The 26,371-nt window shown below is 49.2% G+C and carries 27 protein-coding genes and 1 tRNA gene; 15 read left to right on the top strand and 13 right to left on the bottom strand.

Features of this window, described 5'->3' with window-relative positions; translation table 11 throughout:
• Positions 1–9 precede the first annotated feature (9 nt).
• From BFP76_RS09155 to BFP76_RS09145, 3 genes are read left to right on the top strand one after another with little or no spacing between them, the layout of a single operon-like run.
• Positions 10–810, top strand: coding sequence for a TatD family hydrolase (locus tag BFP76_RS09155; protein WP_099592981.1), 801 nt, complete (start codon positions 10–12; stop codon positions 808–810).
• The gene (locus BFP76_RS09150; protein ID WP_099592979.1) at positions 810–1,601 is read left to right on the top strand and encodes an MBL fold metallo-hydrolase; all 792 of its coding nucleotides are present in this window, start codon (positions 810–812) and stop codon (positions 1,599–1,601) included. Before BFP76_RS09155 ends, BFP76_RS09150 begins: the two co-directional genes overlap by 1 nt.
• On the top strand, positions 1,601–2,536 hold the full coding sequence (locus BFP76_RS09145; protein WP_099592977.1) for an AEC family transporter: 936 nt from the start codon (positions 1,601–1,603) through the stop codon (positions 2,534–2,536). Before BFP76_RS09150 ends, BFP76_RS09145 begins: the two co-directional genes overlap by 1 nt.
• 43 nt (positions 2,537–2,579) lie before the next feature.
• On the opposite strand, the gene BFP76_RS09140 is transcribed toward BFP76_RS09145, so the two are convergent.
• From BFP76_RS09140 to BFP76_RS09120, 5 genes are all read right to left on the bottom strand, one after another.
• Positions 2,580–3,803 (bottom strand): ABC transporter permease, encoded by a 1,224-nt coding sequence (locus BFP76_RS09140; RefSeq protein ID WP_099592975.1) that lies wholly within the window; start codon positions 3,801–3,803, stop codon positions 2,580–2,582.
• A 43-nt stretch (positions 3,804–3,846) separates the two neighbouring features.
• Positions 3,847–5,100, bottom strand: a complete 1,254-nt coding sequence (locus tag BFP76_RS09135) for an ABC transporter permease (protein ID WP_099592973.1) — start codon at positions 5,098–5,100, stop codon at positions 3,847–3,849.
• 90 nt (positions 5,101–5,190) lie between these two features.
• Positions 5,191–6,267, bottom strand: a complete 1,077-nt coding sequence (locus BFP76_RS09130; RefSeq protein ID WP_099592971.1) for an ABC transporter substrate-binding protein — start codon at positions 6,265–6,267, stop codon at positions 5,191–5,193.
• Positions 6,268–6,347: 80 nt separating this feature from the next.
• Positions 6,348–7,436 carry an ABC transporter ATP-binding protein gene (locus BFP76_RS09125; RefSeq protein WP_099592969.1) on the bottom strand — a complete coding sequence of 363 codons (1,089 nt, stop codon included), beginning with the start codon at positions 7,434–7,436 and terminating at the stop codon, positions 6,348–6,350.
• Between the two features lie 232 nt (positions 7,437–7,668).
• A tRNA-Leu gene (locus BFP76_RS09120) sits at positions 7,669–7,755 on the bottom strand.
• A 116-nt stretch (positions 7,756–7,871) separates the two neighbouring features.
• Between BFP76_RS09120 and lipB the strand changes: the two genes are divergently transcribed.
• Together lipB and BFP76_RS09110 are read left to right on the top strand one after the other, a co-directional pair.
• Complete coding sequence (gene lipB, locus BFP76_RS09115) at positions 7,872–8,525, top strand: lipoyl(octanoyl) transferase LipB (RefSeq protein ID WP_099592967.1); 654 nt, start codon at positions 7,872–7,874, stop codon at positions 8,523–8,525.
• 66 nt (positions 8,526–8,591) lie between these two features.
• Entirely contained in the window at positions 8,592–10,208 is a 1,617-nt protein-coding gene (locus BFP76_RS09110) for a sulfatase-like hydrolase/transferase (RefSeq protein WP_099592965.1), read from the top strand.
• A gap of 4 nt (positions 10,209–10,212) precedes the next feature.
• Here the strand turns inward: BFP76_RS09110 and BFP76_RS09105 are convergent, their stop codons facing one another.
• Positions 10,213–10,866: an SH3 domain-containing protein gene (locus BFP76_RS09105; protein WP_099592963.1), complete on the bottom strand. Its 654-nt coding sequence runs from the start codon at positions 10,864–10,866 to the stop codon at positions 10,213–10,215.
• A 201-nt stretch (positions 10,867–11,067) separates the two neighbouring features.
• Here BFP76_RS09105 and BFP76_RS09100 point away from each other — a divergent pair, with 201 nt between their 5' ends.
• The 4 genes from BFP76_RS09100 (at position 11,068) to BFP76_RS09085 (ending at position 13,923) form a co-directional block, all read left to right on the top strand.
• A complete protein-coding gene (locus BFP76_RS09100; RefSeq protein ID WP_099592960.1) occupies positions 11,068–12,729 on the top strand; it encodes a cytochrome c oxidase subunit I in 1,662 nt (553 codons plus the stop codon).
• Entirely contained in the window at positions 12,708–13,280 is a 573-nt protein-coding gene (locus BFP76_RS09095) for a DUF2244 domain-containing protein (RefSeq protein WP_165775694.1), read from the top strand. The genes BFP76_RS09100 and BFP76_RS09095 overlap by 22 nt, the downstream gene beginning before the upstream one ends.
• Positions 13,281–13,356: 76 nt before the next feature.
• A complete protein-coding gene (locus BFP76_RS09090; RefSeq protein WP_099592955.1) occupies positions 13,357–13,572 on the top strand; it encodes a DUF6552 family protein in 216 nt (71 codons plus the stop codon).
• A gap of 105 nt (positions 13,573–13,677) precedes the next feature.
• A complete protein-coding gene (locus BFP76_RS09085) occupies positions 13,678–13,923 on the top strand; it encodes a hypothetical protein (RefSeq protein WP_133117421.1) in 246 nt (81 codons plus the stop codon).
• A 118-nt stretch (positions 13,924–14,041) separates the two neighbouring features.
• Here the strand turns inward: BFP76_RS09085 and BFP76_RS09080 are convergent, their stop codons facing one another.
• Positions 14,042–14,494 (bottom strand): GatB/YqeY domain-containing protein, encoded by a 453-nt coding sequence (locus BFP76_RS09080; RefSeq protein ID WP_099592952.1) that lies wholly within the window; start codon positions 14,492–14,494, stop codon positions 14,042–14,044.
• Between the two features lie 182 nt (positions 14,495–14,676).
• Between BFP76_RS09080 and carA the strand changes: the two genes are divergently transcribed.
• Both carA and BFP76_RS09070 read left to right on the top strand, forming a co-directional pair.
• Entirely contained in the window at positions 14,677–15,840 is a 1,164-nt protein-coding gene (gene carA / locus BFP76_RS09075; protein ID WP_099592950.1) for a glutamine-hydrolyzing carbamoyl-phosphate synthase small subunit, read from the top strand.
• Positions 15,841–15,906: 66 nt separating this feature from the next.
• On the top strand, positions 15,907–17,799 hold the full coding sequence (locus BFP76_RS09070) for a glycosyltransferase family 2 protein (protein WP_099592948.1): 1,893 nt from the start codon (positions 15,907–15,909) through the stop codon (positions 17,797–17,799).
• A 1-nt stretch (position 17,800) separates the two neighbouring features.
• Here the strand turns inward: BFP76_RS09070 and BFP76_RS09065 are convergent, their stop codons facing one another.
• From BFP76_RS09065 to BFP76_RS09055, 3 genes are read right to left on the bottom strand one after another with little or no spacing between them, the layout of a single operon-like run.
• Complete coding sequence (locus BFP76_RS09065) at positions 17,801–18,451, bottom strand: GntR family transcriptional regulator (protein WP_099592946.1); 651 nt, start codon at positions 18,449–18,451, stop codon at positions 17,801–17,803.
• A gap of 55 nt (positions 18,452–18,506) precedes the next feature.
• On the bottom strand, positions 18,507–19,274 hold the full coding sequence (locus tag BFP76_RS09060; protein ID WP_099592944.1) for an FkbM family methyltransferase: 768 nt from the start codon (positions 19,272–19,274) through the stop codon (positions 18,507–18,509).
• Complete coding sequence (locus tag BFP76_RS09055; protein ID WP_099592942.1) at positions 19,271–20,086, bottom strand: class I SAM-dependent methyltransferase; 816 nt, start codon at positions 20,084–20,086, stop codon at positions 19,271–19,273. The genes BFP76_RS09060 and BFP76_RS09055 overlap by 4 nt, the downstream gene beginning before the upstream one ends.
• 44 nt (positions 20,087–20,130) lie before the next feature.
• On the opposite strand from BFP76_RS09055, the gene BFP76_RS09050 reads away from it, so the two are divergent.
• Together BFP76_RS09050 and BFP76_RS09045 are read left to right on the top strand one after the other, a co-directional pair.
• Positions 20,131–20,787, top strand: a complete 657-nt coding sequence (locus BFP76_RS09050; protein ID WP_099592940.1) for a pyrimidine 5'-nucleotidase — start codon at positions 20,131–20,133, stop codon at positions 20,785–20,787.
• Between the two features lie 23 nt (positions 20,788–20,810).
• Positions 20,811–22,010 carry a UbiH/UbiF family hydroxylase gene (locus BFP76_RS09045; protein ID WP_099592938.1) on the top strand — a complete coding sequence of 400 codons (1,200 nt, stop codon included), beginning with the start codon at positions 20,811–20,813 and terminating at the stop codon, positions 22,008–22,010.
• On the opposite strand, the gene BFP76_RS09040 is transcribed toward BFP76_RS09045, so the two are convergent.
• From BFP76_RS09040 to BFP76_RS09030, 3 genes are read right to left on the bottom strand one after another with little or no spacing between them, the layout of a single operon-like run.
• Positions 22,007–23,134 (bottom strand): aminotransferase class V-fold PLP-dependent enzyme, encoded by a 1,128-nt coding sequence (locus tag BFP76_RS09040; protein WP_099592936.1) that lies wholly within the window; start codon positions 23,132–23,134, stop codon positions 22,007–22,009. The genes BFP76_RS09045 and BFP76_RS09040 overlap by 4 nt on opposite strands.
• Positions 23,135–23,193: 59 nt before the next feature.
• Complete coding sequence (locus BFP76_RS09035; RefSeq protein ID WP_099592934.1) at positions 23,194–23,649, bottom strand: Lrp/AsnC family transcriptional regulator; 456 nt, start codon at positions 23,647–23,649, stop codon at positions 23,194–23,196.
• A complete protein-coding gene (locus BFP76_RS09030) occupies positions 23,646–24,107 on the bottom strand; it encodes an Lrp/AsnC family transcriptional regulator (RefSeq protein WP_099592932.1) in 462 nt (153 codons plus the stop codon). The genes BFP76_RS09035 and BFP76_RS09030 overlap by 4 nt, the downstream gene beginning before the upstream one ends.
• 139 nt (positions 24,108–24,246) lie before the next feature.
• On the opposite strand from BFP76_RS09030, the gene ilvC reads away from it, so the two are divergent.
• Both ilvC and BFP76_RS09020 read left to right on the top strand, forming a co-directional pair.
• Positions 24,247–25,269 carry a ketol-acid reductoisomerase gene (ilvC, locus tag BFP76_RS09025; protein WP_099592930.1) on the top strand — a complete coding sequence of 341 codons (1,023 nt, stop codon included), beginning with the start codon at positions 24,247–24,249 and terminating at the stop codon, positions 25,267–25,269.
• Between the two features lie 160 nt (positions 25,270–25,429).
• On the top strand, positions 25,430–26,350 hold the full coding sequence (locus BFP76_RS09020) for a DMT family transporter (RefSeq protein WP_099592928.1): 921 nt from the start codon (positions 25,430–25,432) through the stop codon (positions 26,348–26,350).
• Positions 26,351–26,371: the final 21 nt, after the last annotated feature.

Below are 26,371 nucleotides of genomic sequence, written 5' to 3'. Positions count from 1 at the left end.
GCCAATAGAATGACAAACCCTTCAATCGTTGACAGCCATTGCCACCTTGATTTCCCTGATTTTGATGGCGAAATTCCCGATTTAATTAAACGTGCCAATGATGCAGGTGTTGAGCGGATGGTGACGATCTGTACGCGTCTTCGCAATGAACCGTCCGTGCGGGCCATTGCCGATGCACATGATTGCGTATTTTACGCCGCTGGCACCCACCCGATGAGTGCCGCAGAGGAACCGTTAACATCCGTGGATGAATTATTAACCATCGCCAAACATCCCAAAATGGTGGGCATTGGTGAAACGGGGTTGGATTATCATTACACGAGCGAAAGTGGCGAAATTCAGAAACAATCGTTGCGCATTCATATTGATGCGGCGCGTGAATCTGGCCTGCCGTTAATCATTCATGCACGCGCTGCGGATGATGACATGGCAGAAATCCTGCGCGAAGGATATGACAACGGCGCATATACATGTGTGATGCATTGTTTTTCATCCAGCGCCGAATTGGCCAAAGCCGCGCTTGATCTTGATTTTTACCTGTCGATGTCTGGCATTGCGACATTTAACAAAAGCCAAGACTTGCGCGATATTTTCGCCGCTGCCCCCATTGATCGCGTGTTGGTCGAAACCGACAGCCCGTATTTGGCACCCGTCCCCCATCGTGGCAAACGCAACGAACCTGCCTTTAGCGCCCATACCGCGCAAGTTGGGGCCGAAGTATTTGGCGTTGATTACGCAACATTCGCAGCCCAAACCACCGCCAATTTTGATCGCCTCTTTGCCAAGGCCAGCGCTTGGGTGAAATCATAATGTCTGAGATCAAATTCACTATACTTGGCTGCGGCTCGTCTGGTGGTGTGCCGCGCATTGGCAATAACTGGGGCGCATGTGATCCACAAAACCCGCGCAATTTGCGCACGCGCTGTTCGTTACTGGTGCAACGCATCGGTACGGAAGGTATAACCAATGTGTTGATCGACACATCCCCTGATATGCGCCAACAATTGTTGAACGCCAAAGTCGGCGAACTGGACGCCGTGATCTATACACATGAACATGCCGATCATGTGCATGGGCTGGATGATTTACGGATGATCGTGATCAATATGCGCAAACTGATCAATGTTTACGCCGCACCCTCTGCACGGGCCGCCATCATGGGGCGGTTTGGATATGCATTTGAAAAGCCCATCGGGAGCCCCTATCCACCAATTCTCAAAATGCATGATTTGCTAACGACACTAACCATTGATGGCGCGGGTGGGCCGATTTCAATTGACAGTTTTGATGTTGATCACGGCAATATCACAGTGCGCGCATTACGGATCAATGATGTTCTCTACACGCCTGATATTTCCGCAATCCCAGCGGATGCACCGATGCAAAATCTTGATTGCTGGATTCTTGATGCATTGCGTTACACACCCCATCCCAGCCACACACATTTTGAACAATCCTTGGAATGGATTGAAAAATACGCGCCAAAACGTGCGATCCTGACCAATATGCATGTCGATCTGGATTATCAAACAATCTGTGACGACACCCCTGAACATGTCACCGCCGCGTATGACGGCCTTGAAATAACGGCAAAAATCTAATGCTCTCAATCATTGAAATCGTTCTCCCAGTCTTCCTGATCATCGGGGCTGGGTATTTTACCGTGTGGAAAGGCTTGTTCGCCGAAAGCCATGTCGATGCGCTGATGAATTTCACCCAAACCTACGCTATTCCATGCCTGTTGTTCACTGCGGTTGCCAACCTAGATCTTGCGGCGGTGTTTAGCCTTGATCTGATCCTGTCTTATTATATCCCCGCGACCAGCATTTTTGTGCTTTCTGGCTTGATCGCCGCATTTGGATTTCGCCGCACACCCGGTGCCTCGGTTTCAATTGGCTTCACCGCCCTGTTTTCCAATATGGTTTTACTAGGTCTTCCGATCATGGAACGAGCCTTTGGCGCGGATTCACTCACGGCAAATTATGCGTTGATTTCGATCCATGCGCCGTTTTGTTATATCATTGGCATCACTTCGATGGAGGTTTTGCGCGCCGATGGTCGCGGCGCAATGGCAACGTTTCAATCCGTGCTCAAAGCGATATTTAAAAATAGCCTCGCCATCGGTCTAATGCTGGGATTTTTGGTGAACTTTAGCGGTGTTACCCTACCAACGGTACTTAACTCGGCGATTGAGATGATGGTGCGTTCCGCACTTCCCTGTGCCCTGTTCGCGCTTGGCGGAGTGATGGTGCGGTATCATTTCACCAATAACCTGCCAGAGGTCGCCGTGCTTGGCCTCCTCAAGCTTATCTTGTTTCCAGCATTTGCTTATATCCTCGCACAACATGTGTTTGATCTATCCGTTGCACAGCGCAATTCGGTTGTGATCACCGCCGCGATGGCGCCAGGTATCAATACATATATCTTTGCTAATCTCTATGATCGGGGCAAGGCCACGGCCGCATCTGCGGTGGTTATCCTCACAGCGATCAGTGTCTTTACCATTTCGGCTTGGCTGGCGTTTTTGGGGGCATAACACCCCCAATTCCATTTTGCTTAAATATCCAAAATACGACGGGTTAACCTGGGCTCATCCCACGCATTTTTTCACTGCGCCGGCGTAACAGCTCAACCACCGTCAATAGGATAATCGACAAGATCACCAAAATCGTCGCCACCGCCAAAATGGTGGGGCTGATTTGTTCTTTGATGCCGCTAAACATCTGGCGCGGGATCGTACGTTGTTTCACATCCGCCATTTGCAAGACAACAACCACCTCGTCGAAACTGGTGATAAACGCAAAGAGCGCACCTGAAATCACACCGGGCAGGATCAACGGCATTTGCACTTTGAAAAACGTGCGCACAGGGGATGCCCCCATATTCGCGGCAGCACGTGCCAAACTTTGATCAAACCCAACCAGCGTCGCCGTAACGGTGATAATCACATAAGGTGTGCCCAATACGGCATGCGCAATGATCAACCCAAGATAGCTTTTGGCCAATCCGCGCTCATAACCGGGCAAGCTCATGTCAGAAAAGAAAAAGAACATGCCAGATGCGATAATCACCAATGGCACAATCATCGGAGAAATCAGCAATGCCATGATCGCACGACGATATGGCATTTCGGGGCGCGATAAACCAATCGCGGCCAATGTGCCAAGCGTCGTTGCCAAAATGGTGGCCATGATCCCGATAAAGAAACTGTTGCGCACCGAACGCACCCATTGCGCATTATTCCACATATCCGACCACCAGCCGACAACCGCATCAGGTGCGGCCATGCCGTTGTGGAAAATGTCTTGGTACCAACGCAATGAATAGGCATCTGGATCAAATGACAACATCCCCGCGGTAAAGCTGAAATAAGGTTCTTGGTTGAACGACAGCGGCATCACCACGATGATGGGCGCAATCAAAAACACAAATATGAAACCGCAAATTGTGCGAAAACTGTAAAACCACAAAACTTCGTTTGAACTGGCATATGGTGGTTGGTTCGCGCGGTATTCACCCGTGGCCAACCAAATTGACATACGCCCAATGATCCACCCGATCACCGCCATCAACACGCCATAAGACAGACCAATAAATCCAAATCCCAACGCAAAAAACACCACGGCCCCGATCAGACCAGACAGGTTTTTGGATTTTACCAATATGATGACGCCAAACGCGAGCGCGGCAAAAATCGCGGCACCAATTAATGCATATGGGATCATACGCTGAATTTCACCTTGGGCCGTTAAAAACCCAGCAATCGCACCAAATCCAGCGGTCCATGCCAGATTGAACCACATCGGGGGTTTTGGCGGGATATAACGATAACTTTGCGTCACTAGATTATCCTAACTTCATATTATCAATGCCCACGATCCGATCATAGAGCCAGTATAAGAACAGCACGATCACCAACAGCACCGCACCCATTGCGGCCGCCAGCGACCAATTTAATGAACTGCGCATGTGAAAATCGATGAAATTGGAAATCATCGTGCCACTTTCACCACCAACCAAGGCAGGTGTAATGTAAAAACTGATCGCAAGGATGAAAACCAATATTCCCCCTGCACCAATGCCCGGAATGGTTTGTGGGAAATACACACGCCAAAACGCAGTCCAATTCGACGCGCCCATGGATTTCGCGGCACGCACATAACTGGGCGGGATTGTTTTCATGACGGAATAAAGTGGCAAAATCATAAACGGCAGCAAAATATGCGTCATGGCAATCAGGCTCCCTGTTTTATTGTATATCAATGAAAAACGGTTTTGATCTTCGGCCAGACCAAACAGAACGAACAGATCATTCATAACACCTTCGCCCTGTAGCAACGCAATCCATGCGGTTGTGCGCACCAACAGCGATGTCCAAAACGGCAACAATACAAGGATCAATAACAGATTGGCGGTTCGCGCCTGCAAGCTCGACATTAAAAATGCCACGGGATAGCCCAGCAAAATTCCCATCAAGGTTACAATCACCGAAATTTCCATGGTCCGCACAAACAGTTTTAAATGAATGCGGCGTTCTTCTGATTTACGCTCGAAACTGCCATCGGCGTTATATTTCAAATCAACCGCATTGGCCAAATACGCAGGCGTCCAGGTTTTATTGGCGATTTTCATCGCTTCCCAAACCTCTGTCGTGGCCCATTTTTTATTGGCATCAATCAGCGCGTCTTTGAATGGAGGTTCCATTTTTGCCGCTTTGCGCGCGGTACTGGTGAACATGGATCGTGTGCCCGACAATTCACGGTTCACACGGGTTGCGACGCGACCAATTGTTTTGTCTTCGCGTGCTTGCACCAAATCGGCAACCAATGCGGCATACATTTCATCGCTGGGCTCGCTGGTGACGTCCCATGCGGCAAGCAATGGTTGGGAATTAACCATCACTTTTGCAAATTCATCGTTGTAAACGCCGCGTTTCAAAAACACGATCGTTGGCGCAACGAACGCCATTAATATCAATAAAAGCAACGGGATAACCAAACCAAATGCGCGCAGCTTACTGCGAAATAACGCTTGGCTGAGGCGTTTTTTAAGGGGGGTGCCATCGGCGGCCAACACGGGGCCGTTTGCAACATCGCTCATGGGGTTAGGTTTCCAAATCGCTATTATCTTGGGTGCAGATCACCCAATGTCGTGATGCGCAGGGGAATGACCCCTGCGCAATAGTTCAGATCAGCCAGCCAACCAAGCGTTGAAACGCTCGTTCAGCTCGTCTGTATTATCCGCCCAGAATTCAAAATCATTCTGGATCGCTGTGCCAAAGTTTTCTGGCGCGGTTGGCATCTGTGGCCCCATCGCAAGATCGGGTTTGTTGTGGAATGAACCCACCAATGGTGCCGATGATTTACGTGCAGGACCATATGAAATATATGACGCTTGCGCAGCCAGTTGTTCCGTTGCCGTTGAATAGGCCACGAATTCCATTGCCAAATCTTTGTTTGGTGCGCCTTTGGGGATTACCCACAGATCAAGGTCATAAATTTGGCTGTCCCAAACGATTGAAAATGGTTTATCTTCGGACGCTACTGCGTTGAAAATACGCCCATTATACGCAGTTGTCATTGCAACTTCGCCATCTGCCAACAATTGTGGTGGCTGTGCGCCTGCTTCCCACCAAACAACGTCACCTTTGATGGTGTCTAGCTTGGCAAATGCGCGATCAACACCTTCTGGTGTGGACAGAACATCGTAAATATCCGCTGCGGCAACACCGTCTGCGGCCAACGCCAATTCAAGGTTCGCTTTTGGACCTTTGCGCAAACCGCGTTTGCCTGGGAATTTTGCAGTGTCAAAGAAATCTGCAATGCTTGTTGGGCCATTCGCCATCTTTGAGCTGTCATAAGCAAAGATTGTGGACCAAACGATGTTTGCAACCGCACATTCGTGCAATGTACCGGGCAAGAAATCTTCTGTTGCTGGTGTACCATCTGCACCCGCTGGCAAGATTGATGGATCAATTGGTTCCAACAAACCTTCGTCACAGCCAAGAACCGCATCGGACAATTCAACATCGACCAAATCCCATGTCACGTTACCCGCTTCCACTTGAGATTTAATCTCGGCCAAGCCGCCGTTGTAATCCTCGGACACGATGGAATTGCCTGTCTCGGCGATCCACGGTTTGTGATATGCTTCAACTTGGGATGTGGTATACGCACCACCCCATGATACAACAGTGATTTCACCCGCTGTTGCGCCAACTGCAAGCGATGTTGCCGCCGCGCCTAGTAGTAATGATTTGAGCTTCATAAACTCTCTCCTTGTTAGTACCCATTATGTTTGGCCTTTTAGGATTGGGCTTTGCCCCAAAAGGTGTTCATTCGCACGCCTTATGCGTCAAGCGCGCGACAATCTTCTGCAAGCCATGACACCGTGGTGGTTTCACCAACGGTTAAATGTTTATGCCCTGCTGCATTGGGAACCTTGACCACGAAATCTTCGTTGCCATGCACATTCATGCGACACCGAATATGATCGCCTAAATAAATCAGCTCCAAAACTTTGGCGTCTGTTGCGTTGCTGGATTTGCTCGCCCCCAGCTTCACCCGTTCAGGGCGGATCGACAGGGTTGTATCCTGTCCGTGTTCACAATTCACCGCCTTGGCCTTGACCACGCCCCCCATCGGGAGCTTGACCGTGGCAACACCTTTGGTGATCGCCTCAACCTTGCCAAACAGCTTGTTATTTTCGCCAATAAACTGTGCCACAAACGCGTTTTCGGGGCGTTCATACAAATCATCGGGGCTGGACAGTTGTTGAATACGACCATCTTCGAACACAGCAACACGATCGGACATTGTTAATGCCTCTGATTGGTCGTGCGTGACATAAACCACCGTCACACCCAAACGTTCGTGCAGATGTTTGATTTCATACTGCATATGTTCGCGCAATTGTTTATCCAGCGCGCCCAGCGGTTCGTCCATCAACACCAATTGCGGTTCAAACACCAATGCCCGCGCCAATGCGATACGTTGTTGTTGACCGCCGGACAATTGCGCGGGGCGTCGCCCTGCAAAATCGCCCATCTGCACCATATCAAGCGCATCTTTAACCTTTTGCTCGCGCACGGATTTGCTCATGTTGCGCACTTCCAGTGGAAACGACAGGTTTTCACCCACGGTCATATGTGGAAACAGCGCGTAATTTTGAAACACCATCCCGATGCCGCGTTTATGCGGTGGGATATTGTTGATCGGCTTGCCGCCCAGCAAAATATCACCATGCGTGGCAGTTTCAAACCCCGCCAACATCATCAAACAGGTGGTTTTACCAGAACCCGATGGGCCAAGCATTGTTAAAAACTCGCCCTTACCGATATTCAGATTAAGGTCCTTTACGACCAATTGTTCACCGTCGTAACTTTTCTGTACGCGGTCAAAGACAACGAAGTCTTTGTCACTTTCGCTAGCAGCCAAAAATATTCTCCCATTTTGCCCATTGCCTGATCTTTGTCAGTTCGAGCAGTGCATAGCTTTGCGCAAAAAATATCGCATTGCAACACTCATTCTAAAAGAATTTGTTCGCGCCGTGGTTGAATATTATGCAAGCAACCCAAAAAGCTGCTTAAATAATAATAACTTAAAGATTGTTTTGGTGCGCCTAACGAGAGACCCCTAATACCTTGCAGCCCTTGTAACGAAAGACTTTTGGTGCGGCCGAGAAGACTCGAACTTCCACTCCGGTTAAGGAACAGCGACCTCAACGCTGCGCGTCTACCAATTCCGCCACGGCCGCACATTAAGGTATGGGCGATATAACGAAGCCATTCCAACTTGTGAAGCGGTTTTATGCGATTCCCTTATGTTGTTTATCAACTGGACGTTGGCGTTCATTTTTGCCAATAACACCCCATGTTAGATTGGAAAATTAGCGATGGGTTAACACCCTATGAATTTGCGGTTGATGCGATGGAAAATCGCGTGGCCGATATTATTGCAGGCAATGCCCCGGAACAGGTGTGGTTGGTGGAACACCCTCCCCTTTATACCGCAGGGACAAGTGCAGATATCGCCGATCTGGTCGATCCTGATCGTTTCCCCGTTTATAAATCCCAACGTGGCGGTCAATATACGTATCATGGGCCGGGGCAACGCGTGGCCTATGCCATGTTGGATCTCAATAAACGCGGCAAAGATGTGCGCAAACTTGTCTGGAACCTTGAAGAATGGGTTATTCAAACCCTTGCCGAATTTAATGTGGTTGGCGAACGCCGCGATGGGCGCGTGGGCGTTTGGGTTGTGCGCCACGATAAACCGCTCACCGCGCTTGGCACCCCACCCGAAGACAAAATCGCCGCCATCGGTGTACGCCTGCGCCGCTGGGTCAGCTTTCACGGGATCAGCATCAATGTCGAACCCGACCTGACACATTACAACGGCATCGTCCCGTGTGGCATTGCCGAACACGGCGTGACCAGTCTGGTTGATCTGGGCCGCCCTGTGACGATGGATGATCTGGATGTGGCGTTGAAGTCAACTTTTACGAGAATTTTCAAACAACTCTAATTTTTTTCATAGTTTTGCCATATAGATTTGGTGCCTAGCCATTCACAGCCGTCGCAAAGGGACAAAATGATTAAGCTTATTTCAACGTTTACAGTGCGTTTTATTGCACAATTTTTGTTTTGCCTTATTTCCTTGTACTATTTGGTTGCGACTGCTGGCACGCGGATAAATTATGTTTCATTTCCAGAAGCCATTTATTTTTATGCCTTTGTCATTCTTTTCTTCGCATTATTTTTCTTTGCGAAAAAGCAACAAAGCGAACGCACCCACTATGGTATGCTGGCGTTTTGGTTTTTTATTCTGCTAATTTCCATGCCCTTTGCCTTGTTGAAAATCACGCTTGGCACAAATGACATGGAACCCATCATATTGTTTTTCCGTGACAATGGGATGGAAGAAGTCGCCGCAATTGGACGTGGAAGTTTTGCATCCGCGGCGGGCTTGGAAATGACATTTGTTTCGCTTTTGATTTTATCGGCCTATTTTTTAAATAAGATCCTCACATCATTCTCAAAAGTCCTACTTGCAATTTGCATCGCACATTTGGCGATTAGCCCGTTATCGCAATATATATATCGCCAAGTGGTTCCAAATCCTGTTCACGCGAATTATCCCGCAGCCGAGTTGATCAAAGAACCAGAAATTATCACCAGACCAACAACGCAAAAAAACTTGATATTGATCTATTTGGAAAGTTTGGAACGAAGCTATGTCGATCTGCCGGAAACCAAGCAAGTTTATAAACACTTCCAAGCGCTAGAAGATAAATCTATCAACGCAACCAATGTCGATCAAACCATCGGCACCACCTATACCATTGCTGGAATGGTCGGCACACAATGCGGTGTTCCTTTGTTGCCCAAAGCATTGAACAACGGCCTTTATGGGCGCAAAGATTCTGGCGTTGTTATTGAAACCTTTATGCCGAAAATCCGCTGTCTGGGTGATATTTTATCCGAGGACGGGTATATTTTATCCTACATGAATGGCGCGAGTACGAAAAAATATTCCAAACGTGGTTTCCTTGCCAGCCACGGGTTCACACGTTTTTTTGACGAAGATTCAGTGCCTATGCCCGAACAAGAAGGTCGTCGAAACATTTGGGGGTTCAATGATGAAGTGTTGTTCGACAAGGCACGCGAGGAGCTTTCATATCTTGCTTCACAAGAAAAGCCATTTGTGTTTTCCATGTTGACGCTATCAACACATGGTCCGGATGGATTTTTGGATACCACCTGTGCACCAGAAGATGTTGAAAAAACCGGATCTGGCATTCCTGATGCCATTCGATGCACAGCCATCCATTTGCAACAGCTCAACCAATTCCTTGATGAAAATGGATTAAGTGAAAACACTGTTGTCGCAGTTATGAGCGATCATTTTGCACGGCGAAGTTCAATGGCAAGCTCACTATCCAGCATGCAAGATGCGCGACGGAATTTGTTTTATTATTCCGACGGATCCCAACCACGTACAATCGACAAAGAAGGCATCGCTCTCGATATTTATCCAACACTACTTAATGCGATGGGATATGAGCTCGTGGATGGCCGCGCGAACATGGGGGTGTCATTGCTTTCAGATACACCAAGCCTGCGCACTGTCATAAATGACGATCTCATTTTGAATTCGATTTTCCGAAGCAACCACGCCATGGGTAATTACCTTTGGCGCGAGGAATAGCGCCCTACTCTACCAAACGGCAGCAGCCTGATAATACAACCGCATCGCTTGCGGATGTGCCCATCAGGTCGATTTGCAAACCGTATTCGGTGTCTGACATTCCATCGTGGCATATTTTCTTTTGCATCAAGGCGCGCCAGGATGCGCTGCCGATGGCGAAGCGTAATGTGTGATTGGCTGAAACACGTTCCCAATCCAGTGGTTCGCTAACAGGCAACAATCCCAATCCTTCGAATGTGATTTCTTTGCCCTGCACCATTTTTAAATTCCAAAACGGCTCTGTGCCAAAACATTGCAAATTCGCGGGGAGTTTGGTGTTTAACAATTGTTGGGTTGGCACATGGGTTAAGAATCGATTGGAAACCCATGCGTTGCGCTCGTTCCAAATGATGCGTGCCCATTGACCGTTTGGTGCGATTTGTGTGACTTCGATTTTTGTGCCCAGTTTCAAATCACCCAAATCGCGAAATTTCGCGCTGGGGCCGCTGCGCACGTTTAACACATCATCGCTGGATATGCCGCTAACCGAAAACAATGCAGGCAAGGCCACCATTGCAGGTTTCATTTGCGCCGTTGGTTCATCCGTATTCTGTGCCAAACACCCCGTTGCGGTTGAAATAGATAATAACAACGCCCCCACCACAGTTTTCAAATTCATCGCTCATTTCCCATTTTTTACCATGGTTAACGCGATGACGTGCAAAAATAAACGGTGATTTGCCTGCGACAAGCCGTCTTTTTGAATAACTGCGGCAACTCAAACAGTTGTCGCCGACGCATAGCTTGTGTATCAGGACGTTGGAAAAATGCGTATCTTGCGGGATTCGCATCACAATAATGACGTGTCAGGAGAGACCACATGGCAGACGCAGCCACCCATGATCACGCCCGTCCAGGCTTCTTTACCCGTTGGTTCATGTCAACCAACCACAAAGATATCGGTATCCTTTACCTTTTCACCGCTGGCCTGTTGGGCTTTATTTCGGTGTGTTTCACGGTTTTTATGCGCATCGAGCTTATGGAGCCAGGTGTTCAGCATATGTGTATGGAAGGCGCGAGCCTTGCCGCAGCAGCCGTTGAAAACTGTACCCCCAACGGCCACCTTTGGAATGTGATGATCACAGGCCACGGCATCTTGATGATGTTCTTCGTGGTGATCCCTGCCCTGTTTGGCGGTTTTGGTAACTATTTCATGCCGCTGATGATTGGTGCGCCTGACATGGCGTTCCCACGGATGAATAACCTATCATACTGGATGTATGTCACGGGTTCCACATTGGCCGTGTTCTCTTTGATCATGCCAGGTGGCAATAACCAGCTTGGTTCTGGTGTTGGTTGGGTTCTATATGCGCCACTTTCAACACGCGAAGCAGGCATGTCGATGGATTTCGCAATCTTTGCTGTTCACGTATCAGGTGCATCATCCATTTTGGGTGCGATCAACATGATCACAACATTCTTGAACATGCGTGCCCCTGGCATGACATTGCACAAGACACCGTTGTTTGCTTGGTCAATTTTTGTCACCGCGATTTTGATTTTGCTGTCATTGCCAGTATTGGCCGGTGCGATCACTATGTTGCTGACCGATCGTAACTTTGGCACAACATTCTTTGAACCATCTGGTGGTGGTGATCCGATCTTGTACCAACACTTGTTGTGGTTCTTTGGTCACCCAGAAGTTTACATGATCATCGTGCCAGGCTTTGGTATCATTTCACACGTGATTTCAACATTCTCGAAAAAACCAATCTTTGGCTATCTGCCGATGGTTTATGCGATGGTTGCAATTGGTGCGCTTGGCTTTGTTGTGTGGGCACACCACATGTACACGGTCGGCATGTCATTTACACAGCAACGCTACTTCATGATTGCAACAATGGTGATTGCGGTGCCAACAGGCGTTAAAATCTTCTCTTGGATTGCAACGATGTGGGGCGGTTCGATTTCGCTGAAAACACCGATGCTTTGGGCGTTTGGTTTCTTGTTCTTGTTCACCGTTGGTGGTGTCACAGGTATCGTTCTGTCACAGGCTGGCGTTGATCGTGCGTATCACGACACATATTACGTTGTTGCTCACTTCCACTATGTGATGTCACTGGGTGCGGTTTTCTGTATCTTTGCGGGTATCTATTACTGGATCGGCAAAATGTCTGGTCGCCAGTACCCTGAATGGGCTGGTCAGTTGCACTTCTGGATGATGTTCATCGGTGCGAATATTACCTTCTTCCCACAACACTTCTTGGGTCGCCAAGGTATGCCACGTCGTTACATCGACTATCCTGTGGAATTCGCCTATTGGAACTATGTATCATCAATCGGTGCGTTGATTTCATTCGCTTCATTCGTCTTCTTCATCGGCGTTGTGTTCTACACATTGCGCTGGGGTAAAAAGGTCGAAGAAAAAGCATACTGGGGCGAACATGCGGATACATTGGAATGGACACTTCCAAACCCACCGCCAGAGCACACATTCGAAATCCTACCAACAGAAGATATGTGGAACAAAAATACCCATTAATTCACATGGTAGAATTTGAAAAAATATCAAAGGCCGCTGAGGATTCAGCGGTCTTTTTTGCGGCCACCAATCGCAACGATGCCCCACTGTTTGATCATACGATACACGCACACCGTTCCCTGCCCCGTGTTGGGTTTGTCTGGCTGATCGGGATTATCTGTGTGATGTTCCTACTCCCCCTTGGTGCATTCATTGGGCATATAGCGATGTGGATAATCCTTGGCGCAATGCTAATCACACTCGCGGCCCTTTGGTATTTTCTGGAACGTTCCTATACCGACAGCAAACTGTGCGAACGCATCCGCATCTGGCCCGATACATTCACCGTGGAACGAAACAATCCACGCGCGCCAAACCAATATTGGGTCACAAACCCATATTGGGTACGCCTTAAATTACAAGACACGCCCATCGCACAAAGCTATCTCACAGCCTCAGATGGCAAACGTACCATTGAACTTGGCGCGTTTCTGTCACCAGAGGAACGCATCGCACTGCGCAATGATATTGATACCGCGCTCAAACATTTACGCGAACCGATTGGCTCGTGATTAATTTCAACTCTAGTGTTTTGTGATTGCGCCAATTTTGCAAATCTCTAACGTCTCGCAAAAATGGAGCGAAACGATGAAACGTGTTGATATTGTAAAATGGGTTGCCACGGTGGTACAGCTGGTTGGCTATGCCTTGACGGGTCTGAACATCGTACCTTGGAATATTCTGGCCTTTGTGATTGGGATCATTTTGTGGTTTGTCGTCGGTGTCATGTGGAAAGATCGTGCAATTATGGTTGTGCATGTTGGCGCATTCATCGCAATCTTGGGTGGCTACCTCAATTCATAACCAAAAGCGTAATGATATTGAAACGGCGCTCAAACATTTACGCCGACAGCCAGACATGCCATCGTCTAAAACACCACAGGCTCGCATCACCCAACAGGAACAGTCATGCTCGTTTCAATCTCAATGACCCAAAGTGTCATCGTCATGCTGACCAGCATTTTTGCCATCGCACTTGGCTGTTGGTGTGCACGCAAGCCTGAAAAGACAATGCATGGCATATTGCTCGGTACGTCTGTTGGTATTGGCACCGCGCTCATTTTGCATTTTTTGGTAAGCCTTCTGAGTTACATTTTCCCTTTTGGTCAAATCGACTATTGGTTTGCAACCTTCATTGGCAAGGTGATGTTTTAGCCTCGAAACGTTTCCCATACTTGCGCTCGCGCAAAACACGGTCTGTGCAATATCGTAGCAAGCTGCTGAAATAAAAAAGCCGCCTCAATGGGCGGCTTTCAAACGGGTTTGATTTTGATTAGCTTAACAGCGCTTTCACAACACCGCCCGCCTTGCCAAAATCCATTTGACCGGCATAGTTTTCCTTGAGCGCGCCCATGACCTTGCCCATGTCGCGAATGCTGTCCGCACCCAAATCGTCAATCACGGATTTCACCGCTTCGCGGGTTTCATCCTCTGACAATTGTTTGGGCAAAAATTCCTCTATCACTTTGATTTCAGACAGTTCTTGCTTTTCCAATTCTGTGCGGCCAGCGTCGTGAAATGCCTTTGCGCTATCGTTGCGTTGTTTGATCATCTTGCCAAGGATACCCAAAATATCTTGGTCGGACACGCCGTCCAAATTGCCCTCTGCACGTACGGCAATATCGCGGTCTTTGATGGCGGCATTGATCAAACGCAAGGTTGCCAAGCGTTCTGATTCTTTTGCCTTCATCGCAGCTTTCACAGCGGTGTTAATGGTATCGCGCATATGGAATCTCTCCGGTTCATTTCCATTTCTTCGAACGAAACAGCATATAGAACCCCTGCCAAAGGCACAACAGATAGTGATAAAAACATCTGTTTGAAATCTTTCAGAAAACCCATTTTTCTCACCTTGACCGAATGATCACTACGGCGTAGTTTCGCGCAAATTTGCCAAAGGATTCACCCATGCCCGCAACTGCATCCTCCCTTCAATCCCTCGCAAAACCCACCGCTTGTATTGTTCTGGCTGATGGTACCATATTCTATGGTCACGGCTTTGGCGCAAGTGGCACAGTGGTTGCCGAACTTTGCTTTAACACCGCAATGACGGGCTATCAGGAAATCATGACTGATCCGTCATATGCAGGGCAAGCGGTCACATTCACATTCCCACATATTGGCAACACGGGTGTTACGGACGAAGACGACGAAACCGCAGATCCATTTGCCCGCGCAATGGTGGTGAAATGGGACCCAACCGATCCATCCAATTGGCGTAGCCAAGAACACCTTGCTACGTGGCTTGAAAAACGTGGTCGCATTGGTGTTGGCGGTGTTGATACACGCCGCCTAACCCGCGCAATCACCCACCAAGGTGCACCGCATGTTGCCATCGCCCATAACCCCGATGGCGTGTTCGATATCGAAGATTTGTTGCAACAAGCCCGTGATTTCAGTGGCTTAGAAGGCCTTGATCTGGCCAAAGAGGTTACTTGCGCGCAAAGCTATCAATGGGATGAAATGCGTTGGGCTTGGCCTGATGGTTTCCCCAAACGCAGCGGCAAGGGCAAAAAAGTAATCGCCATTGATTACGGTGCGAAACGCAACATCCTGCGCTGCTTGGCCTCTGCTGGCTGTGATGTCACCGTCATGCCTGCCACCACCACCGCAGAAGAAGTGCTCGCACATAATCCCGACGGTGTGTTTTTATCAAACGGTCCGGGCGATCCGGCCGCCACGGGTGAATATGCTGTACCAATGATCCAAGGCATTTTGGAAAAAGGCGATATTCCGATTTTTGGCATCTGCTTGGGGCATCAAATGCTTGCCCTCGCGTTGGGTGCAAAAACCGTGAAAATGAATCACGGCCATCACGGCGCGAACCACCCCGTGAAAGAGCACGGCACAGGCAAGGTTGAAATCACATCCATGAATCACGGATTCGCTGTGGACAGCCAGTCATTGCCAAAAGGCGTGGAAGAAACCCATGTTTCCCTGTTTGACGGTTCAAATTGTGGTATCCGCATGACGGATCGCCCGGTGTTTTCCGTTCAACACCACCCAGAGGCATCCCCAGGCCCCCAAGACAGCTTTTATTTGTTTGAACGCTTTGCGGCCTCTCTCAATTAAATAAAATTTAGACTAATTTAACCTTATCGCGCGACGCTCTTTGCATGACATGTAAAGGCTGGGACAATGGCTGTTGCGCGACTAAAATCAAATTTATCGCCGAACACTGGCGGTTTATCTCGATCCACGGTTGGGTCTGTGGGCAATGTTGATCGTGTATCACCGCTTGCGCTGCTTGATGCTCTAAAACTGCACAATGGTTCCAATCAACACGTAAGCGACGTCACGCGTGCGGGGAATTTCGCACAAGCGGCTGATATGCTTGATCATTTATATCAAACCTATGACCTCCCTTTTGTTGATATTGATGTGGAACGGATTGATCCTGCTTTGGCAGATTTGTTTGATCCAACCCTGTGCTTAAAACATGTGTTTGTACCGATTTCACGATCTGGCAAAACCCTCACCTTGGCCTTGGGCGATCCAAGTTTGCGTGAACACATCAAATCGTTGGCAAAAAAATTGCCGTTTCATTTGCGATTTGTCAGCGCCGCACCCGATGCGGTTTTAAACCATCTGTGCGAAACACATCGCGATTTTTTAACGCAAAAGGCACGCACCACCTGCCCCGAAAAATTTAGCTGTCGCGAATTATTACGTCCCTATAATCGGCGTATCATTTTAGGTGTCGCAATTATCTTTTTCTGTATCCTTGGCTATTTTAATCAGCTTGGCACGGGATTGGTGATGTGGATTATCATTACATTATTTTTTAATACAGCAATGAAATGTATCTGTATGATCGGGTATTTTCGACAAAAATCCCCCGACATTGCGCCTGTGTTAAACCTGCCCAAGGTCAGCATCATGATCCCGCTGCTACGCGAAGAAAATATCATTGATCGCCTGATTTTACGCATGACACGGTTAAAATATCCCCGTTCATTGTTGGAAATCTGTCTGGTGATCGAAGAAAACGATACAACGACGCGCGCGCATTTGAACGATCACATTCTGCCCAAATGGATGCGCGTGGTTGTTGTGCCAAATGATACATTGCAAACCAAACCTCGCGCACTGAACTATGCGCTCGATTTTTGTCAGGGTGATATCATTGGCATCTATGATGCCGAAGACGCGCCAGAAGAAAATCAAATCTTGACCGTGGCCGCACATTTGCAAAACGGTCCTGAAAATTTGGCCTGCGTACAGGCCGCACTTGATTATTACAACACGCGGACAAACTGGCTATCGCGTTGTTTTACAATCGAATATGCTATTTTATTTCGTGTGATATTGCGGGGACTTCAACATTTCAATCTGCCCATTCCTTTGGGTGGCACATCGGTGTTTTTCAAACGAAGTGCGATTGAAACCTTGGGGAGATGGGATGCGCATAACGTGACTGAGGATGCCGAACTTGGCATGCGGCTCTATCGCTTGGGCTGGCGATGCGAGGTGACGGATTCCACCACTTATGAAGAGGCAAACTATCGCGCCATCCCGTGGGTGAAACAACGTTCGCGCTGGCTCAAGGGCTTCATGGTTACATGGCTTACCCATATGCGCCGCCCAGGTGAATTGATCCACGATCTGGGGCTACGCGGTTTTTTAACCTTTAACACAATGCTGGCGGGCACGGTTTCGGCCTATCTCTGTGCGCCAATCGTGATACCGCTTTGGCTATTATGTTTGGGCGTTGACCTTCCGATATATAACGCCATCCCGCAAAGTGTTTTGTTATCCTTAATCTATGGGTTTGTGTTTACCGAACTGGTGTTGATGGTATTGGGATTTGTTGCCACGCGCGCGCCATCCTTGCGCCAATTAACATTCACCATTCCCACAATGATATTCTATTGGCCAATTGGCTGTTTCGCGGCGTACAAGGCATTATATGAATTGATCGTAAATCCGATGTATTGGGATAAAACCCAGCATGGAATCAATGATCATGATTGCGATGTAGAAATTGATCGCCTTACCCGCGCAGATGCCCCAATTGAACATGCCGCGTAAATCAAATGATGCTTTTGACCTCGCCTGCATCCAATTTCAAACGGGTTTCAAACGCATAGGAGAGATGTTTTTTCAACGCAGCACGCGCACCCGCGCCGTCCCCTGCGCTAATCGCATCAACGATTGCTCGATGTTCATCCAGCGCCATCGGCCCGCGCCCATCGGCGGATAATGTTGTACTGGCCAGCAATGCCATGGTGCGGTGCACTTGGTGTAACTGTTTGATTAAAAACCGATTATGCGATGCCAAATGCAACTGATTGTGAAACCGACGGTTCGCACGTGACAATTTTTTCGGATCATCAACAATCTCGCGATCCTTTTCGATCATATCGTATAATACGCGAATTTCTTCGGGTGCGGCGTGTTGCGCGGCCAAATATGCCGCCAAGCCTTCCAATTCAGCACGCACAGAATAAAGCTCGCCCAATTGCGTATGATCGAGTGACGCCACAATCAATGACCGCCCATCACGCGATAAAAACGATTCAATTTCCAAACGTTGCAATGCTTCGCGCACAGGCGTGCGTGACACACCAAAACGATCCGCCAATTCGGATTCCACCAAACGATCCCCTGGGCCATAAACGCCCAGATCAATCGCCTTGATGATCATTTCATACGCGTCTTTGTTTTCTTTGCGATCCGTCATACCCGCCCCGTTTAAATTTGGGGCAGACTAACAAAAAACCACCCAATGTCACGCATCATCTGATTTTGCGAAAAATGTCGTCTACACCCGCAAATTCCACCAGATTATAGCCCTTTGATCGCATAAAATTGGGTAAATCGCTGGATTGCGTATTGTTTTCGATGGTCCAGATATCCACATCGAACGCATTAAAATCGAAACTTTCTAAAATCCCCATTTCCCCGCCTTCGACATCCAGCGATAAAAAATCCACCTTTGTGATATCTTGATCACCCAAAATTTCACCCAGTGTTTTTTTATCCAGCTTATGCAAAACCTCGCGATGTTTGGGATTGGCACGCACTTTTTCCAACAGTTTGGCATCATAACTGTCCAAAAACCCGCTCATCTGGGTGTAACCGCTGGTCACTTCTAAAAATTCGGCCTGTCCTGATTGCCCTGCCACGGCAAAGCCCAACACCGGCACATTTCGCGCAGCATTCGCCAATCGTAACTGCGTTGGCGATGGTTCAACCACGATGCCCGACCATTTGCGAAACATTTCAAAAAACAAGGTGTTCGATCCCGTCACCCCATCATACCCGCCAATATCCACAAACACGCCACCCGTTTTGCCGCCCAGCAAGCTGTCCACCAAACGATCCTGCCCTGATTGGGAAAAGAACAAATTGCTTTCACCCAGCATCGAAGTGGCCAGATGCGCCAATCGGTTCAGCTCGCCACGTTTACGGCTGCGCTCCGATTTGATTGCGGTGCCAAGTTCACCACGCGCTTCGCGCAACAATTGCTGTGCCTGTTGGATTTTCTGGGATGGGTTTGTCATGATTTTCCTTTGATATGCCAAATGCACGCGTCAAATTGCACCTTATCATCGCGCAGATATGACACCAAGCCTGTGCGCAAACGATCGGCAATTTTTGCGCGAAAATCCTTGGGTGTGCCTTTTAGGCGTCCCGCCAATGCGCCAATGGTCATGCAAAACTGCACGCCCATCTCCAGCCCATCACCATCACCAAGCGCACAAATCACGCGTGATTGATGCGCCGCCCATGTCACATCGCGCCATCCTGCTTCGGCCAAAATCGGTGCAAATTCATCGGGATTTCCCCATGCAAATGGCCCAACCTTGGGCGCGGGTGCCGCGGGTGTTTCTGGAAACAAATCTTTGCACAATGAAAACGGCACGCGCGCCCAATCATTTTGCGCCAATGGCCCCCAAACAATCAGCGATAAATCACACTCCGCACCAACCTGCCTACGCAAATGCGAAAATGCGCCCACAGGATCATCAAAAAACATACAACCAAATCGCGAATAAAGCGCATCATATGGCCCGCCCATATCCGCCTGCCCCGCATCGCCGTGCAAAAACCTTGCACCATCAATGCCACGTGCCTGCGCTGCTTTGATCAGATCAGGGGAAATATCGATGCCTGTCACTTGCGCACCAGCAGCGGCCAATTTCGCACTGCTCTGCCCCGCACCACAACCCAGATCCAACACGCACCGCCCGTTCAGATCACCAAGTGCGGCAATACCAATATCGCCAAATTCCGATAGCATGCGATCAAGCGCGAAAACCTGTCGCGCCCAGACCTGTCCAACTTGACCTTGCCATTCATCTGCGTTCGTCATCTTTTCCCCTGTACCTGTGCGTATACTGCGGTTAACCTTATGAAATGCAACAGGCTTTTTCACATATCGACACTTGGATTTTTGATCTGGATAACACGCTTTATCCGCCACAGGCCGCGCTATTTGATCAGATTGAAACCTTGATGGTGCAATACATGACCGAAACATTGGCGATTGATACAAAAACCGCCAATGCATTGCGCCGCGATTATTGGGTGAAATACGGCACCACGCTTGCGGGGTTGATGAAACATTACGCGATTGAACCAGAGGATTTCATGCAACAGGTGCATGATATCAACCTTGATCATCTGGAATCCGATGAACAATTGCAAAACCGCATTGCGGATTTGCCAGGACGCAAGATCATTTATACCAACGGGTCGCGAAATCACGCCGAACGTGTCTGTGCCGCACGTGGGATCACCAACGCGTTTGATGAAATTTACGGGGTCGAGGATGCAAATTACATTCCCAAACCCCGCGCCGATGCGTTTGAAATGGTGTTTGAAAAGGCCAAGGTGAATGCCAAAACATCCGCCTTTTTCGAAGACGAGGCACGCAATCTGGAAATCCCCAAAACTTGGGGTGTCACCACCGTTCATATCGGTGCGCATGATGATGCCCATTACATCGATTTTCGCGATACCGATTTGTCGGTCTTTCTGTCGCGCCTGCATACCGCAGGGTTTCGCGCCTGAATGATTGCGCCTATGATTGCACCATGTCACGTATTCACACTGATATCTTAATTTCGGGCGGCGGTGTCGCGGGTTTGGCCGCGGCCTGTGCCTTTGGCACGGCGGGGTTTGATGTGATCTGTGTTGATCCCGCCCCTGTGATTACTGATGCCAATGCGGATGGCGCTGATTTGCGCAGCACTGCGTTTTTGCAACCCGCCCGCAATACGTTGCGCGATGCAGGCATTTGGGCGCATTTGGAACGGTATGCTGCACCGTTGCAAATCATGCGTTTGGCCGATGCAGGTGGTGTGGAAAATGAAATTCGAAAACTTGCCGATTTTGATGCATCGGAAATTTCCGATGAACCATTTGGTTGGAACCTGCCCAATTGGTTGTTACGCCGCGAAATGCTGAACCGCATCGAAGCCCTTGAAAACGTGCGATTTATTCCCCAAACGGCGCTGCGTCGTGTGACCACGCGCAATGATCATGCGCTGGTGAATTTGGATAATGGCGATCAGGTATCAGCGCGATTATTGATCGGCGCGGATGGGCGCAATTCGTTTGTGCGCGAAGCGCTGGGTATCAATGCGCAAACCAAACGTTATGGGCAAAAGGCATTGGTTTTTGTCGTCAAACACAGCCAGCCCCATGATGATATTTCCACCGAAATTCACCGATCAGGCGGGCCGTTTACCACCGTGCCGATGCCCGATTTGGATGGCGCACATTATTCATCTATTGTTTGGATGGAAACAGGTGCGAATGCCAGTGCCCTTGCCGCATTGAACGATGCCGAATTCACCGCCGCCGCACAGGATCGATCCTGTGATGTCTTGGGCAAACTGACCCTTGCCAGCCGCCGTGCGATCTGGCCGATTATTACACAACAAGCGGATCATTTGATTGGGCAGCGCAGTGCATTAATCGCAGAGGCCGCCCATGTCATCCCGCCCATCGGGGCGCAGGGTTTGAATATGAGCTTGGCCGATATTGAAACATTGCTGACCCTGTGCATGGATCATCGCGATACCTTTGGCAGCGCTGAAATGTTGGATCAATATCAATCCATCCGCCACCCCGATATGGCGCGGCGGATCAAGGGTGTGGATATGTTAAACCGTGCATCCATGACGGATCACGATACGCTAAAATCGTTACGCCTAAAGGGGTTGCAGGCATTACATCATGTAACACCCCTGCGCCAAACATTGATGAAAACGGGGCTTGGGACGGATTAAAGAACCTGATCAAGAGCAGCGTTCAGCCGTGCAACCGTGCCATCCACATCCAGCAATTTATCCAACCCAAACAGGCCGAGGCGGAAACTGGCATATGTTTCAGGCTCGCCCACTTGTAATGGTACGCCCGCGGCAATCTGCACCCCGATCGCGGCGAATTTTTTGCCCGATTGCACGTCAGCATCCGTGGCAAAGCTCACCACCACACCCGGTGCACCAAACCCATCGGCGGCCACCGATTGCACACCGCGATTTTTCAAGGTGGCACGCACCTTGTCGCCCAATTCAATCTGTGCGGATTTCAGTTTATCGAACCCGATTTCACGGCTCTCATTCATCAAATCGCGCAAACCGCGCAGCGCATCCGTTGGCATTGTCGCATGATAGGCATGGCCGCCGTTTTCATATGCCTCCATAATGGATGTCCATTTTTTCAAATCGGCGGCAAAACTGTTGGATGTTGTTTCCTGCATCCGCGCATAGGCGCGATCATTCATCATAACCATGCCAGCGGATGGCGAACCCGACCACCCCTTTTGTGGCGCGGAAATCAATACATCAACACCGTTTTCCACCATATCAACCCAGACACAGCCCGATGCGATACAATCAAGCACGAACAAACCACCATGTTCATGCACCGCCGCCGCCAAATCGCGAATATAGGCATCTGGCAAAATCATCCCCGATGCGGTTTCAACATGGGCGGCAAACACAACGGCTGGTTTTTCTGCCTTTACCTTTGCGATGACTTCGGCAATCGGTGCGGGTGCGAATGGTGATGTTGGTGTGTTGCCAACCTGTGTGGCCTTCATCACGGTTTCAGATGCGGGTATATTGCCCGCCTCGAAAATCTGGGTCCAGCGGTATGAAAACCAGCCGTTGCGGATCACCATCACGTTTTCATTTTGCGCAAACTGGCGTGCGACGGATTCCATCGCGTATGTTCCACCCCCTGGGACCAATGCGATATGGGTTGCATTGTAAACCTCGCGCAGGGTGGATGAAATATCGTTCATTACCCCCTGAAACGCCGCGCTCATGTGATTGAGGCTACGATCGGTAAACACCACCGAAAATTCTTGGTGGCCGTTTGGGTCTACTTTGGATTTGAAATCGCTCATGGGGGTCTCCGATATATGTTGGCCTATCACTAGGGCAAAAAATAATGCGATTGAACCCCCTAGAGCGCAAGCGGGCGTTTTTCTTCGGACAAGAGCACGTTTGCTTCCACATTGCCGACACTTGGTAATGTCATGATGCGACGGCGCAGCACCCGTTCAAAATCTGACAGATCACGCGCAACGACCTTGAGCCGATAATCATATAGCCCCAGCACGTGTTGCACCAATTGCACCTCTGGGATTGCCGCCACCGCACGTTCAAAATCGGCCAACCCTACGCGCCCCTTGGTTGCAAGTTTAATGCCCAAAAACACCGTCACACCAAAGCCCAGCTTTTCTTTGTCCAACACCAAATGCCGCCCCAAGATCACATTTGCATCTTCCAGCCGTTTGATCCGCCGCCAAGTGGCGGGTTGCGATAGGCCGATTTTCTTTGCCAAACCCGCGGCGCTTAGATTCCCATCACCCTGCATCGCACGCAACAACGCACGATCCGTATCATCCAGTTCGATCATATCGGCAACCTTTCCGATTTCATTACATCGGCGACCAGCATCAATGCCTCGATATCCGCAATGTGCGGCAACGCAAGGATACGATTGCGATATATTTCTTGGTAATGGGGCATATCGCGCGCCAGCACGGTTAACCGCACATCCACACGACCCAGAAATGTTTGAATTTCGCTTACCTCTGGCACATCGCGTGCGGCGGCAATGAAAATATCAAATGCATTTGATTGGGTTTTATCCAATGTGATGCGCAATGATACCTCGACCGCGAAGCCAAGTGCCTTGGCGTCAATTTCCACGCGCTTGTCCAAAATCACGCCATCGGCCTGCATCCGTTCCACACGGCGCCAGCAGGATGGCGCACTTGCCCCTGCCCGTTTGGCCAGCTCTGCCGATGATATATTTGCGTCATCTTGCAAGATTCGCAAAATCCGCCTGTCCAGATCGTCCAATTGTTGCATGAATTTTTCGCCAATTAGTTAAATCACGAATAACTTTTACAAAATCGCGATATTTTTTTCAATATGCGATGGCATCTTTCGCAAGCCCGTGATTATACATGGCCCAGACGAACACCAAACATGACATACGGAGAAAATCATGCGTGTATATTACGATCGCGATTGCGATGTGAACCTGATCAAAGACCTTAAAGTTGCTATTCTGGGCTACGGTAGCCAAGGCCACGCACATGCGTTGAACCTGCGCGACAGTGGCGCGAAAAACGTGGTTGTTGCCCTGCGCGAAGGATCATCATCCATCAAAAAAGCAGAGGCCGAAGGCCTGAAAACCATGGGCATCGCTGAAGCGGCCGCATGGTGTGACGTGATCATGTTCACAATGCCCGACGAATTGCAGGCAGAAACATATAAAAAATACGTCCACGACAATATCAAACCAGGTGCTGCAATCGCATTTGCCCACGGTTTGAACGTACATTTCGGCCTGATCGAGCCAAAAGAAGGCGTTGACGTCATCATGATGGCACCAAAAGGCCCAGGCCACACCGTGCGCGGCGAATATACCAAAGGTGGCGGCGTTCCATGTTTGATCGCGGTTGACACAGACGCATCTGGCAAAGCCCAAGAAATCGGCCTGTCATATTGTTCTGCGATTGGTGGCGGTCGTTCAGGCATCATCGAAACCAATTTCCGCGAAGAATGCGAAACAGACCTGTTTGGTGAACAAGCGGTTCTGTGTGGCGGTATCGTTGAATTGATCCGTTGTGGTTTCGAAACATTGGTCGAAGCAGGTTACGAACCTGAAATGGCTTATTTCGAATGTCTGCACGAAACAAAATTGATCGTTGATTTGATCTATGAAGGCGGCATCGCAAACATGGATTATTCAATTTCCAACACTGCGGAATATGGTCAATACGTAACAGGCCCGCGCATCTTGCCATACGAGCAAACGAAAAAGGCGATGAAAGACGTATTGTCAGACATCCAACAAGGTAAATTCGTGCGTGACTTTATGCTTGAAAATGCTGTTGGTCAGCCAACAATCAAAGCATCACGTCGTGCCAATGACGAACACCAAATCGAACAAGTTGGCGCAAAATTGCGTGCAATGATGCCTTGGATTTCTGCAGGCAAAATGGTCGACAAAGAAAAGAACTAAACCAAAATCAGGTTTAAATTTTTCATGGTCGCCCCATCCGCTGGGGCGGCCTTTTTTAATCAAAATTTGTTTTTGGGCTGATCACAAAAAATGTCGTAACGCGCGCCAAATGCGCAAGTTTTCATATTTCTATTTCACTCAATTCCCCTAAGGTGTGCCAATGACTCAACCAACTAAATCCGCATGGGCATTGCTCTTTATCCTTGGCATCATCTGGGGTGGATCATTCATGGGGGCAAAGCTGGCATTGGCGAGTTTTGGTCCATTAAGCGTGGCGGCAATGCGTTTGTTGATTGCGGCGGTGTTTTTACTGGTGATCAACGCCATGCGTGGCGGGCGATTGCCGGGATTTTCAACGCCCGTTGATAAACGTATCTGGTTGCATATTCTGGCGATGGGTTTGTTTACCAACGCCCTGCCCTTTACCTTGCTCAACTGGGGACAGCTTTATGTCACCAGCGGTTTTGCAGGGATCACAATGGCGGTTGTGCCGCTGTTGATCCTGCCACTGGCGCATTTCTTGATTGCAGGGGAACAAATGAACCTGCGCAAATTCATCGGCTTTGCCGTTGGGTTTATTGGCGTGGTTGTTCTGATTGGCCCTGCCAGCCTGTTGGCCAACTCGGGTGCATCAATGGAACCCATTGCGCGCATGGCCTGTATTGGTGCGGCCATATGTTATGCAATTGGTGCGATGAATACGCGCCTCTGCCCCCCTGTGCCCACCATTTCATTTAGCGCCGCTGGCCTGTTGGTTGGCACGCTGATGTTGCTCCCTGTTGCGCTGTATGTCGAAGGCTGGCCAGATATGCCCAGCACATCCGCATTGCTTGGTACAATCTACCTTGGTATTTTCCCAACCGCATTGGCGACATTGATGTTGGTCTTTGTGATCAACACGGCAGGCCCAAGTTTTTTGAGCCTTGTGAATTACCAAGTCCCCATGTGGGCCGTGCTTTTTGGTGTGCTCTTGCTTGGCGAGGCATTGCCCAGCCAATTCATCGCAGCCCTTGGCCTGATCCTAATCGGGCTGTTGATCAGCCAATGGTTCACCGTCATGGGGATCTTGCGGCGCGATTAGCGGTGTTTTTCTAGACAGGAT

This window comes from Paramylibacter kogurei (assembly GCF_002742285.1).
GTDB classification, from domain to species: Bacteria; Pseudomonadota; Alphaproteobacteria; order Rhodobacterales; family Rhodobacteraceae; genus Amylibacter; species Amylibacter kogurei.
This window is presented reverse-complemented; position numbering and strand designations above follow the sequence as displayed.